At 48.6% G+C, this 12,765-nt stretch carries 13 protein-coding genes; all 13 read left to right on the forward strand.

All coding sequences use genetic code 11. The features are described 5' to 3' along the window. The first annotated feature begins 4 nt into the window (after nucleotides 1-4). On the forward strand, nucleotides 5-769 hold the full coding sequence (gene cobS / locus MHZ95_RS18770) for an adenosylcobinamide-GDP ribazoletransferase (RefSeq protein ID WP_239392329.1): 765 nt from the start codon (nucleotides 5-7) through the stop codon (nucleotides 767-769). Then, nucleotides 742-1,332, forward strand: a complete 591-nt coding sequence (locus MHZ95_RS18775) for a histidine phosphatase family protein (protein ID WP_239392330.1) — start codon at nucleotides 742-744, stop codon at nucleotides 1,330-1,332. Before cobS ends, MHZ95_RS18775 begins: the two co-directional genes overlap by 28 nt. Further along, nucleotides 1,284-1,685 carry a bifunctional adenosylcobinamide kinase/adenosylcobinamide-phosphate guanylyltransferase gene (locus MHZ95_RS18780; protein WP_239392331.1) on the forward strand — a complete coding sequence of 134 codons (402 nt, stop codon included), beginning with the start codon at nucleotides 1,284-1,286 and terminating at the stop codon, nucleotides 1,683-1,685. Before MHZ95_RS18775 ends, MHZ95_RS18780 begins: the two co-directional genes overlap by 49 nt. Further along, nucleotides 1,685-2,266, forward strand: coding sequence for a cob(I)yrinic acid a,c-diamide adenosyltransferase (locus MHZ95_RS18785; protein WP_239392332.1), 582 nt, complete (start codon nucleotides 1,685-1,687; stop codon nucleotides 2,264-2,266). The genes MHZ95_RS18780 and MHZ95_RS18785 overlap by 1 nt, the downstream gene beginning before the upstream one ends. A gap of 4 nt (nucleotides 2,267-2,270) precedes the next feature. Next, nucleotides 2,271-2,756 (forward strand): ECF transporter S component, encoded by a 486-nt coding sequence (locus tag MHZ95_RS18790; protein WP_239392333.1) that lies wholly within the window; start codon nucleotides 2,271-2,273, stop codon nucleotides 2,754-2,756. Continuing rightward, nucleotides 2,753-3,436, forward strand: a complete 684-nt coding sequence (locus MHZ95_RS18795; protein WP_239392334.1) for a hypothetical protein — start codon at nucleotides 2,753-2,755, stop codon at nucleotides 3,434-3,436. Before MHZ95_RS18790 ends, MHZ95_RS18795 begins: the two co-directional genes overlap by 4 nt. An 807-nt stretch (nucleotides 3,437-4,243) precedes the next feature. Then, a complete protein-coding gene (locus MHZ95_RS18800; protein WP_239392335.1) occupies nucleotides 4,244-6,394 on the forward strand; it encodes a (Fe-S)-binding protein in 2,151 nt (716 codons plus the stop codon). A gap of 189 nt (nucleotides 6,395-6,583) precedes the next feature. After that, nucleotides 6,584-7,789 carry an acetyl-CoA C-acetyltransferase gene (locus MHZ95_RS18805; protein WP_239392336.1) on the forward strand — a complete coding sequence of 402 codons (1,206 nt, stop codon included), beginning with the start codon at nucleotides 6,584-6,586 and terminating at the stop codon, nucleotides 7,787-7,789. A gap of 124 nt (nucleotides 7,790-7,913) precedes the next feature. After that, on the forward strand, nucleotides 7,914-8,765 hold the full coding sequence (locus MHZ95_RS18810) for a 3-hydroxybutyryl-CoA dehydrogenase (protein WP_239392337.1): 852 nt from the start codon (nucleotides 7,914-7,916) through the stop codon (nucleotides 8,763-8,765). Between the two features lie 15 nt (nucleotides 8,766-8,780). Next, a complete protein-coding gene (locus tag MHZ95_RS18815; protein ID WP_239392338.1) occupies nucleotides 8,781-9,917 on the forward strand; it encodes an acyl-CoA dehydrogenase in 1,137 nt (378 codons plus the stop codon). A 59-nt stretch (nucleotides 9,918-9,976) separates the two neighbouring features. Next, nucleotides 9,977-11,116 (forward strand): acyl-CoA dehydrogenase, encoded by a 1,140-nt coding sequence (locus MHZ95_RS18820; RefSeq protein WP_239392339.1) that lies wholly within the window; start codon nucleotides 9,977-9,979, stop codon nucleotides 11,114-11,116. Between the two features lie 14 nt (nucleotides 11,117-11,130). Further along, nucleotides 11,131-11,757, forward strand: a complete 627-nt coding sequence (locus tag MHZ95_RS18825) for a TetR/AcrR family transcriptional regulator (protein WP_239392340.1) — start codon at nucleotides 11,131-11,133, stop codon at nucleotides 11,755-11,757. Between the two features lie 403 nt (nucleotides 11,758-12,160). Beyond that, nucleotides 12,161-12,733: a DNA-directed RNA polymerase subunit delta gene (gene rpoE, locus MHZ95_RS18830; RefSeq protein WP_239392341.1), complete on the forward strand. Its 573-nt coding sequence runs from the start codon at nucleotides 12,161-12,163 to the stop codon at nucleotides 12,731-12,733. Nucleotides 12,734-12,765: the final 32 nt, after the last annotated feature.

Here is a 12,765-nt window from a genome sequence, read left to right on the forward strand (position 1 = left end):
GGAGATGTCAGGCATCTGGTTGGCGCTTCAGTTTTTCACATCCGTTCCGATTAACAAAGAATTACCGCTTGGTCGAAAAGAAGTGACGGGCATGTATATGGCGCTTCCCTTTGTTGGAGCTGCCATTGGGCTTGTCATGTATACAGTGTCTGCTGTCATGCATGAATGGCTTGGTATGGGTTCGCTTTTGACCGCGGTTTTCATCGTGCTCGCGGGCATCGTGTTAACGGGTGGCTTGCATCTGGATGGCTGGGCCGATATGGGGGATGCTTTCTTCTCTTACAAAGATCGTGAACAGCGGCTTGCTATTTTGGAGGATCCGCGACTTGGAGCGTTCGGAACGATGGCGCTGGTGTTGTTGATTGTTGTGAAGATCGCATTGTTCAATGAGCTATTGTTGCGCGGAGATCTATCATGGATTGTATTGCTGACCATTCCCTTGCTGGCAAGAGCAGGAATGAACATCTATTTCGCAACGGAGCGTTTGGCGAAAAACAAAGGTCTTGCTCATTTTTTTCAAGAAAAGATGTCAGGAAAAACGGTTGTGGTCAGTTCGTTGATCATTTCGGCTGTCACTTTGCTCTTTCTTGGGCTAGCAATGGGGACAATTTCTGTTCCGCTCGCTTTGGCGATGCTGCTTTTTGTGGGCATCTTTCTTTATCGGAAATGGTCGCTCCGGCATTTTGGCGGGGTAACCGGCGACTTATGCGGCGCATTCATAGAAGGAATGGAGGCATTATTATGGCTGACCGTTTTGTGCTTTTCTTGATTCGCCATTTGCCGACGCAGGGGAATCAGGAGCGGAAGTACATCGGGTGGACGGACGAACCGATACTCGAAACGGCAATCGAACAGCAGTGTCTGATCACCGCCTCAACCGTTTTCGGCAGCGATCTCATACGGACCCGGCAAAGTGCTGCAGTCTACTTTCCAGACGCAACATTTATAGCGGATTCCCGTTGGCGTGAATGCCATTTTGGGATTTTTGAAGGGAAAACGTATGCAGACCTTGAAAAGGATGAGGACTATCGAAGCTGGATAGAGGATCCGGAAAGGAATCGGCCACCAAAGGGCGAAAGTTTGGCGCAAGTGAAGAAGAGGGTGCTGTCCGTAGTCAAGGAAATGCCGAACTACGCGGTCATCCTAACGCACGGCGGTCCGATCCGTGTCCTGTTAACCGCTTTTTCACAGGAGAACAAAGCATTCTGGTCATGGGATGTCCCGCATGGTGCCGCCTATCGGCTGGAATGGGACAATGCAACGGCGTTTAAGGAGGGGAGAGCGTGCACATCTATATCGGCGGTGCCCATAACGGCAAACGGGCTTACGTGAAAAAGTGGTTAGCCTCCCGGGAAAGTGAATGGTTTGATGGAAATTTGCCAGACGGAAGGGATGCTGAGAATAGTGTCGGTGTCCTTGTCTTGGCAGGTCTTGAAAAATGGTTAGCCACTGAGGATATACCGGAGGAAGAAGCGGTTGCCCGGGTGATGGAAGTGATCCGCAACCGGGAAGTCATCATCATTTTGACCGATATCGGCAGGGGAATTGTACCAATAGACGGGAAACAGCGCCAATTGCGCGATACTTGCGGACGGCTCTACCAACGGCTGATCGGCGAAGCGGAAGAAGTGACACGCATCTGGTACGGCATTCCACAGATTCTAAAGAAAAGGGGAGAAGGTTAATGAAAATTTACACACGTACAGGAGATAAAGGGAAAACGAGTTTAATTGGCGGCCGCGTCGACAAAGACAGCCTCCGTGTCGAAGCCTATGGCACGATGGATGAATTGAATTCATTCGTCGGAAAAGCGATGACGGAACTCGATCCGGGCATTTTCAAGGATTTGCTGGAAGACTTGGAAACGATCCAAAACGAATTATTCGATGGCGGCGGTGATCTCGCCAATGTCATGAAAGAACGTCATTATAAATTGGGGGAGGAACCGATCGAAGTAATGGAGCAGCGCATCGATCAGCTAATGGAAGAAGCGCCGCCTTTGGAAAAATTCATCCTGCCGGGAGGTTCACCGGCTGCCGCGACGCTTCATATCGCCCGGACTGTGGCAAGGCGGGCAGAACGACAAACGGTGTCGTTAATGAAAGCGGAAGAAGACGTTCCGGCTGTCGTGCAGCGCTATTTAAATAGACTTTCGGATTATCTTTTCGTAGCGGCGCGTATTGTCAACGCACGACTCAATGTCCCGGATAATGAATACGTCAGAAGCGCGAAAGTGTTCCGGACAGATACGAAAAAGGGCGAGTGACAAGATGAAACTACAAAGACTCACATTGACAGCAATGTTCGCAGCGCTCTGTGCCATCGGCGGGCTTATCAAAATTCCGTCCGGCATCGGTTCCTTGGCGCTGGATACCGTTCCCGCGATCGTATCGGTCGCATTTTTACCACCTGTTTTCTCAGGTGCGGCATCGTTGCTCGGTCATTTGGCATCCGCGCTGTACGCAGGGTTTCCATTAGGTCCATTTCATCTGCTCATTGCATGTGAAATGTTCGTCATCATTTTACTCTTTGCACGCCTGCACAGAGCAGGGCATCATGTGCTGAAATGGCTATTTTTCATTATTGCTAATGGCTTGCTTGCACCGTTGCCGTTTTATTTCCTTGTCTCGCCGGCGTTTTTCTTTGGCGCATTGCCCGCTATTCTTGTTGCGACGATCTTGAACGCTGGAGTCGCTGCCCTCGTCATTCCAGCGCTTCGGCATGTTTCTTCTAGTAGGGTGGGGATTCAACGGTGAGGAATGCAATCGACATTGGCAACGGGTTGATCATCACGACGGATAATTCAGGCGGCATCGGTGAAAAGCCAGGGGACTTGGTTACTGTACCCGATCGGTTCACCGCCTATTTTGCCGCCCGTGTTGCCTTGCTTGAACAATGGGCGGCGCAAGCCGAACCGATCTCCATTTTGCTTCATAATTTCAGCGGAAGCACCAGTTGGGAAAAATATGTCGCGGGCATCCACGATTTATTCACTGAAGCAGGTCTTCAAACGCCGCCGATCAGCGGCAGTTCAGAAACGAATATGACGCTTCTGCAATCCGCGATGGTTGTTACAATTATCGGTCGAACGAGTGAGCAACCAATCGATGAGGAAGTGAAATGGTTCACATACGGCATCCCCCTCGTCGGGAATGAAGTGTTGAACCGCGCCGCTGACATCGCCTCCATGCGCGTATTGAAAGAAGCGATGGAAATCGGGCTCATTCAACAACTATGGCCTGTTGGATCACGGGGTATCTTGGAAGAAGTCCGTTCCATGGTAGATAATGAAACGGCAAACGTCGAATCCGAATTGGATATCACCAAAACCGCCGGACCATCCACCGTCGTCCTCCTTGCCATCCCAACAACCAGAATAGAAAAAGCCAAAACATTTTTTGGAGCACTACTCAGGGAATTAAACATCTACATTTAACACCTGCGCCGCCAGCGCAGGTGTTTTTGCATGGAATCAATCAAAAATCAACCAATCGCTCATAACTCCCATCGCCGCGCTCAAATTCATATTATGGCGCCCAAACTCTATTGTGCGTGCTCAAAGCTTGTGTTAGGCGCTCAAACTTTGCGTCAGCCGCTCAAACAGACAGCGTAGCGCTCAAACTTTGCGTCAGCCGCTCAAACAGACAGCGTAGCGCTCAAACTTTGCGTCAGCCGCTCAAACAGACAGCGTAGCGCTCAAACTTTGCGTCAGCCGCTCAAACAGACAGCGCAACGCTCAAACATGCCCATGCAACGCTCAAAACGGTTTCCAAGCGCTCAAAGCATGTCGCTTCACGCTCAAAGTATCACTCAAGTGCTCAAAGACATGGCACTCACGCTCAATGTGTTGTTCAAGCGCTCAAAGTCTATCCCCGCGCGCTCAAAGCAGCATCCAAGTGATCAAAAGCACCGCCGCGCTCAAACTATCGTCTCAAGCGCTCAAACAGACGGCACAACGCTCAAACTTTGCGTCAGCCGCTCAAACATGGCTATGCAGCGCTCAAAACGGTTTCCAAGCGCTCAAAGCATGTCACCTCACGCTCACCCCCCCACCAACAGCGCTCAAAAATCCCCTCCCCAATTGTAAGAATTTCCCCACTCGCAAAGAATTCTCTATTGACTGAATGATCATTCATATTTAAACTATAAATAAAGAGTCGACAGAATAATAATTCTAAAGTATTATATTCTGAACATTTAAACACAAGGGGCACTCACAGAATGGAAAAGGGGGAGGAGACGAATGGGAGGATTGCTCATTGCCAACTGGATATTGTTTCTCCTAGTGACGGCATATGCATTAGCGTTATTCACCTATTTGATCAAAACACGCGTTCAATTTATCAAACTTGGGCGCAAAGAAGAGTTTGATCAAAATGTAAAAGAACGGCTTCGGAAAATTTGGGTGTATGTTTTCGGACAGAAGAAGTTGTTGAAAGACAAAAAGAGTGGGACGATCCATGTCATGTTTTTCTATGGATTCATCCTCGTTCAATTCGGAGCGATCGATTTAATATGGAAAGGGCTGAAACCGGGTTCACACTTGCCGTTCGGTCCGGTGTATCCGGCATTCACTTTCTTTCAGGAAATTGTCGCGCTCATGATTCTCATTGCGGTCGTGTGGGCATTCCATCGCCGTTACATTGAGAAATTGGTTCGTCTGAAGCGGGGTTGGAAATCTGGACTTGTCTTGATTTTCATTGGGGGACTCATGCTTTCAACTTTACTGGCGAACGGGATGAATTTGATCTGGCAAGGGCATGAAACGACTTGGTCGGAGCCGATTGCTTCAACAATCGCCACCGTATTCAGCTTCCTGCCGGAAACGGGGGCGGCGGCTGTATTCTTTGCTGCCTGGTGGGTGCATTTACTCATTTTACTGACGTTCCTCGTTTACGTACCGCAATCGAAGCACGCGCATTTGATTGCAGGGCCTGCCAATGTGTATTTTCATAGACTTGACCATGCAGGGACGTTGAAGCCGATCGACTTCGAGGCGTTGGAAAATATCGAAGATGAAGAGGAAATGCCTGCACTTGGGGTAGGGAAAATCACGGATTTCACGCAGTCGCAAATGATCGACTTCTACGCTTGTGTAGAATGCGGGCGCTGTACAAATATGTGTCCAGCTTCCGGGACAGGCAAAATGCTTTCCCCGATGGACTTGATTACGAAACTTCGAGATAACTTGACGAACCATGGGGCACTCGTCACCAAGCAGAAACCATGGGTACCGACTTTCGCTTTCAACCAGACGAAAGGAAACCAGATCGCATTGGCTGCGGGACTTGAAGGGGTTTCGTTGGATGAGATTTACAGCCCATCTCTTATCGGCGATGTTATTACAGAAGAAGAGATTTGGGCATGTACGACTTGCCGGAACTGTGAAGACCAATGCCCGGTTATGAACGAACACGTCGACAAAATTATCGACCTTCGCCGTTATCTTGTCATGACGGAAGGGAAAATGGATGCGGATGCGCAGCGTGCGATGACCAACATCGAACGTCAAGGAAATCCATGGGGGCTGAATCGGAAAGAAAAAGAAAACTGGCGCGATGCTAATCCGGAGTTGCATATTCCGACGGTGAAAGAAATGAAAAAAGCGGATGAGGAATTCGAGTATCTATTCTGGGTTGGCTCGATGGGGGCTTTTGACAACCGTTCGCAAAAGATCGCCCTGTCATTCGCCCATCTTCTGAACGAGGCAGGCGTCAAGTTTGCGATTTTAGGCAATAAAGAAAAGAACTCCGGTGATACACCGCGCCGTCTAGGGAATGAGTTTTTATTCCAAGAGCTGGCGACTGCGAACATTGGGGAATTCGAAAAAGCGGGTGTCACAAAAATCGTCACCATCGACCCGCATGCGTACAATATCTTTAAAAATGAATACCCGGATTTCGGATTCAAAGCGGAAGTTGTCCATCATACGGAACTACTGCATGAACTTGTTAGCCAAGGGAAGCTGAAGCCGCAACATGCAATCAATGAAACGATCACCTTCCATGATTCCTGCTATCTCGGCCGTTACAACGATGTCTATGATCCACCTCGCGAAATTCTGAAATCCATCCCGGGGGTCAACCTCGTCGAGATGAAACGGAACCGCGAAGAAGGTATGTGCTGTGGAGCCGGTGGAGGTCTGATGTGGATGGAGGAAGATACGGGCCATCGCATTAACGTCGCACGGACGGAACAAGCTCTCGAAGTGAGCCCGGGCATCATCTCATCCGGTTGTCCATACTGTCTGACAATGCTATCCGACGGGACGAAAGCGATTGAAGTGGAAGAATCCGTTGGCACTTATGATATTGCGGAACTGCTTGAGCGTTCCATTTTTGGAGAAGAGGAAGAACAGCTTGTCGAAGAACAAGAAGAAACGGTTTTGCAATAAGAAAGTGAAATATTGCGGAACTATCAGTATTATCATATAATTGGGGTAGGGAGTGGAAGTACTCCCTATTTTCATAGAAAAATATTGAGCGAGCGTTCAGTCAAATAGGGCTTTTCTATTGTAGGCAAAGGCCAAAATGAAATCATACAATGAATGAAAGCGTTACCACGTGATTTGGAGGCGAAGGGAATGGCGAAAACAGTTATCGTGGATGGAGCACGGACACCTTTTACGAAATTTGGTGGAGCATTGCAGAGCATGACGGCAAGCGATCTTGGGGGGATTGCCATCAAAGAGGCATTACAGCGCGCCGGGGTGAACGAACAAGAGGTCGATGAAGTCATTTTTGGAACGGTTTTGCAGGGAGGGCAAGGGCAAATCCCGTCCCGCCAAGCGGCAACGAAAGCTGGATTGCCGTGGTCCGTCAAAACGGAAACCGTTAACAAAGTCTGTGCATCCGGTATGCGCAGTGTGACGCTCGGCGATCAGCTCATCCGTTTGGGAGATGAAGCAGTCATCGTAGCGGGTGGCATGGAATCCATGTCCAATGCTCCGTACTATTTACCGAAAGGAAGGTTCGGTTTGAAAATGGGCGACACCGAGCTTGTGGACGGCATGATCTACGATGGGCTTTCTTGTTCATTTTCCCACGATCGGGTCCATATGGGAACATACGGCAATCGGACGGCTGAACAACTTGAACTGACACGCGAACAGCAGGATGAATGGGCGTTGCGCAGTCATGAACGGGCAACGAAAGCAATCGAAGCTGGGCTTTTCGCTGAAGAAATCGTCACGGTGGAAATTCTGCAAAGGATAGGCAATCCGATCAGAGTCGATACGGATGAAGCGCCGCGCCGCGATACATCGCTTGCATCACTTGCGAAATTACGTCCTGCCTTCGGAAAAGACGGCACTATCACGGCGGGCAATGCGCCCGGCGTCAATGACGGGGCATGTGCACTCGTGTTGATGAATGAAGAACGAGCGCAACGAGAAGGGAGAACCCCGCTTGCGACAATTATCGCGCATGCGGAGCTATCCATCGAACCAGAGAATTTCCCGCAAACACCCGGATTGGTCATCAATAAACTGTTACAGAAAACAGGAAAGAAACTGGAAGAAGTCGATCTTTTTGAAATCAACGAAGCATTCGCGGCTGTCGCACTCGCCAGTTCGCAAATCGCAGGGCTTGATCCTGAAAAAGTGAATGTCAATGGTGGGGCTGTCGCACTTGGCCACCCGATTGGCGCAAGTGGGGCACGGATCATTTTAACATTAGCTTATGAATTGAAACGTCGTGGGGGCGGCATCGGAATTGCGGCAATCTGTTCAGGCGGCGGGCAAGGCGACGCCATTATGATCGAAGTGGCTGGCACTCCACGCAACCATTGATGGGAATAAGCCTTTAGTCATCATTTGCAATCAAACTCCTAGCGAATGCAATCAAACAGTTGATAAGTGCAATCAAAGTGCCAGCGACAGGCACGACAACAAATCAGACGGGGGAATGGAATAAATGGAAATTAACAAAGTAATGGTCATCGGAGCGGGCCAAATGGGGAGCGGCATTGCCCAAGTATGCGCACAGGCAGGCTTCGCTGTGAAATTGAATGACGTTAAAGAGGAATTCTGCCAAAAAGGGCTGGCGGTCATTGCGAAAAATCTGGCCCGCAACGTTGAAAAGGGGCGCATGACGGAAGAAGAAAAAACGGCGATCCTCGGTCGTGTCAGCCCATCCCTTGATTTGCAAGATGCAGCGGACGTCGACATCGTCATCGAAGCGGCAGTTGAAAATATGGAAATCAAGCGCTCGATCTTCAGTCGACTTGATGAAATTGCACCGCAACACGCGATTCTTGCGTCCAACACTTCTTCATTGCCGATAACGGAAATCGCAGCCGCGACAACGCGTCCTGAAAAAGTGATCGGGATGCACTTCATGAACCCAGTACCGGTGATGAAATTGGTAGAAATCATCCGTGGTCTTGCAACGGCAGACGCAGTGTATCAAGCAGTCGAAAACATGACGGAGAAATTGTCCAAAACACCGGTTGAAGTGAATGATTTTCCAGGCTTCGTTTCCAACCGCATCCTTATGCCGATGATCAACGAAGCGATTTACACTTTGTATGAAGGCGTCGCCACAAAAGAAGCGATTGATGAAGTGATGAAGCTGGGCATGAATCACCCGATGGGACCGCTTCAACTGGCAGACTTTATCGGTTTGGACACTTGCTTATACATCATGGAAGTGTTGCATGAAGGATTCGGCGATTCAAAATACCGCCCATGTCCATTGCTTAGAAAATATGTATCGGCCGGTTGGTTAGGGAAAAAGTCCGGTCGCGGTTTCTACATCTACGAATAAAGGAGTTCGGATGCTATGGATCTACGATTCACCGAAGAACAACAGATGATGCGTGACATGGTCCGAAATTTTGCAAAGACAGAAATTAAGCCTTTCATTCCAAGGATGGAAGCTGGGGAATTTCCACATGAAGTGCTGAAAAAAATGGGGAAGCTCGGTCTGATGGGAATCACTGTCCCGACCGAATACGGCGGTGCCGGGATGGACTTCGTTTCGTATATTAGCGCCATCCATGAACTATCTAAAGTGAGTGCGGTGGTGGGTGTCATTCTTTCCGTCCATACGTCGGTCGGTACGAATCCGATCCTCTATTTTGGGAATGAAGAACAAAAAAAGCGTTACTTACCTAAAATGGCAAGCGGCGAATTCCTCGGGGCTTTCTGTCTGACAGAAGCATCCTCCGGTTCGGATGCCGGTTCTTTAAAAACGCGCGCCGTGAACAAAGGGGATCATTATGTGTTGAATGGTTCCAAAATGTTCATCACCAACGGCGGGGAGGCGGATGTCTATATCGTCTTCGCATCGACGGATTCCTCTAAAGGGACATACGGCATTTCCGCATTCATCGTCGACAAAGATGCACCGGGGCTCAACATCGGAAAAGATGAGCGGAAAATGGGGCTTCATGGATCGCGGACTGTCGAACTGTCCTTCGATAACTGTCGTGTACCCGTGGCAAATAGGCTTGGCGAAGAAGGGGAAGGGTTCAAAATCGCGATGGCGAACCTTGATGTCGGTCGGATCGGCATTGCCGCCCAGGCGCTCGGTATTGCGGAAGCGTCTTTAGAGGCGGCAACGGATTATGCGCAACAACGTATGCAGTTTGGCAAGCCGATCGCCGCACAACAAGGGGTCGCCTTTAAATTGGCGGACATGGCGACGGCGGTCGAAGCTGCAAGGCTTCTCGTCTACCGTGCCGCCCAGCTTCGCGCAGAACAATTGCCGTGTGGAAAAGAAGCTTCCATGGCCAAACTATTCGCCTCCCAAGCCGCCGTCGATAATTCGATTGAAGCGGTGCAAATTTTCGGCGGCTACGGTTATACGGAAGACTATCCCGTTGAACGTTATTTCAGAGATGCCAAAGTGACTCAAATTTACGAAGGCACGAGCGAAATCCAACGCATCGTCATCGGCAAACATGTATTGAAGTAGATCTATAGTCATTATGCAATAAATACCAAAACGGAAATACCATAAAAGGGGGAACCGAAGTGAATTTCAAACTATCCGAAGAACATGAAATGATTCGTAAAATGGTTCGTGATTTTGCGGAACATGAAGTGGCGCCAACCGCTGCAGAACGTGACGAGGAAGAGCGCTTCGATATGGATTTGTTCAACCAAATGGCAGAGCTCGGTTTAACGGGGATTCCGTGGCCCGAAGAGTATGGCGGCATCGGCAGTGATTATTTGGCCTACTGTATCGCTGTCGAAGAGCTATCCCGCGTCGATGCCTCGATTGGCGTGACACTGTCCGCGCACACATCGCTGGCGGGGTGGCCGGTATTCAAATATGGAACGGAAGAGCAGAAACAAAACTATTTACGACCGATGGCGGAAGGGACGAAAATTGGTGCGTACGGCTTGACTGAGCCGGGTTCAGGGTCTGACGCGGGCGGCATGCGGACGACGGCGAAGCTGGACGGCGATGACTATATTTTAAACGGCTCCAAAATTTTCATTACCAACGGTGGCATCGCGGATATTTACATCGTTTTTGCAGTGACCGATCCCGATTCTAAACATAAAGGGACAACTGCCTTCATCGTGGAGAGAGATTTTCCGGGCTTCTCCGTCGGGAAAAAGGAGAAAAAGCTTGGCATTCGTTCATCTCCTACGACGGAGATCATGTTCGACAATTGCCGCGTACCGAAGGAAAATAGGCTCGGTGAAGAAGGGGAAGGCTTCATCATCGCCATGAAAACATTGGATGGCGGACGGAATGGCATTGCCGCGCAGGCGGTCGGCATCGCGCAAGGTGCATTGGATGCAGCAGCCGACTATGCGAAAGAGCGCGTTCAATTCGGGAAACCGATTGCGGCAAATCAAGGAATTGGCTTCAAACTTGCGGATATGGCGACAGCGACGGAAGCATCGAGGCTCCTTACATACCAGGCGGCTTGGCTGGAGTCCAACGACTTGCCGTATGGAAAAGAGTCCGCGATGGCGAAACTGATGGCTGGAGATACGGCGATGAAAGTGACGACGGAAGCGGTCCAAGTATTTGGTGGTTACGGCTATACAAAAGACTATCCGGTCGAGCGCTTCATGCGTGATGCGAAAATTACGCAGATTTACGAAGGCACACAAGAAATCCAACGCCTTGTCATCTCCCGAATGCTTACAAAATGATCGGGAGGTCTAACATGGAAACGAAACGAAAAGTGAAATCATCCGTCAAAGACGAAAGCCTCGTCGAAAAAAGACGGCAGCAAATTATCCGCGGCGCTGTCAAACTGTTTAGAGAAAAAGGATTCCATCGCACGACGACTCGTGAAATTGCCAAAGAAGCGGGCTTCAGCATCGGAACGCTTTACGAATATATCCGGACGAAGGAAGACGTGCTCTATCTTGTTTGTGATGACATCTACAACGAAATGCTTCACAGGCTGTCGACCCTTCCGATTCAAAAAGGGACGACAGAAGGGCTGCAAGCGGCCATTGAACAATATTTCTACTTGATTGACGATATGGCAGATGAATTTCTTGTCATGTACCAAGAATTAAAATCATTGCCAAAAGACGCCTTGTCCTACGTCCTGACAAAAGAAATGGGAATGGTCGCGTTATTTGAGAAAATCCTTCTCACTTGCTTGAAGTCCGGGGAACTGCGCATTGCGGAAGAGGAAGTTAATATGGCTGCCCATCATATCGTCGTGCAAGGGCAGATGTGGGCATTCCGCAGATGGGCTTTGCATAAAAATTATAAAATCGAAGACTACATCGCCTTGCAAACAGACCAACTGTTATATGGAATCAGTAAAGGGAAATGAGCAAAATCATAAAAAAGCCGTGCAAACAATTGTTTTGCGCGGCTTTTCCGTATAGTAAAGAAGCTGGTGAGGTAAGCTTGTAAAAAACGATCATTAATGTTGATGCATTCAATCGCATACATTACCAGTGGATGCAATTTCCATGTATAATAAAAGGGAATCGGAAAGAGGTGCAAATATGAAGCCATATCATCATGTGTTAATTATAGCTATGCTTGTCTTTCTTATAATTTTATTATATGGTGATGGTTTCGGGGCAATCCCTTTTTTGCTTTCTGCGCTATATCTCATTTCCATTTGTGTAAAGGAACTGCGACACTTCAAAAAGAGTAAAAGACTGTAGCATATTTAGGATTACATTGTATATAATTATGTTTATGTTCAAAGAAAGGACGTGCGTGAAATGAATATCCGTGAAATGACAACAGAACAACTTTCGGAAGAATCCATGATAGACATCGCATTCGCGATTTTGACAGAAAAACAAACACCACTCACATTGCCGGAGCTTATGGATGAGATTCGTCAGCTCATCGGCGCGACAGAAGCTGAAATGAAAGAGCGACTGCAGCAGTTCTATACGGACATGAACATTGATGGAAGGTTCCTTGCGATCAATGACAATCGTTGGGGGCTTCGTGAATGGTACCCAGTTGAGCAAATCGAAGAAGAAACGGCTCCAGTCGTTAAAGTCCGTAAAAAGAAAAAGAAGAAAGCTTTATTGGATGATGATGACGAAGAGGAAGAAGAGGAAGAAGACGACGAGGACGAGTTATTCGACGAAGATTTCGATGAACTGATCGACGAAGATGACGAGGATGACGATGACGACGAGGAAGAGGAAGAAATCGTCGAAATCGAAGAGGATCTTCTTGAACCGGACGATGATCTTGAAATCATTCCAGACGATGAAGACCTTGAATTGGATGATGAAGAGGAAGAGGAAGAAGACGAAGAGGACGACGAATTCAAATGATTTTACTTGACTTCATTCCTTTGACGCTATAA

Origin of the sequence: Sporosarcina sp. ACRSM (assembly GCF_022346545.1) — a bacterium.
In the GTDB taxonomy this organism is placed as follows: domain Bacteria; phylum Bacillota; class Bacilli; order Bacillales_A; family Planococcaceae; genus Sporosarcina.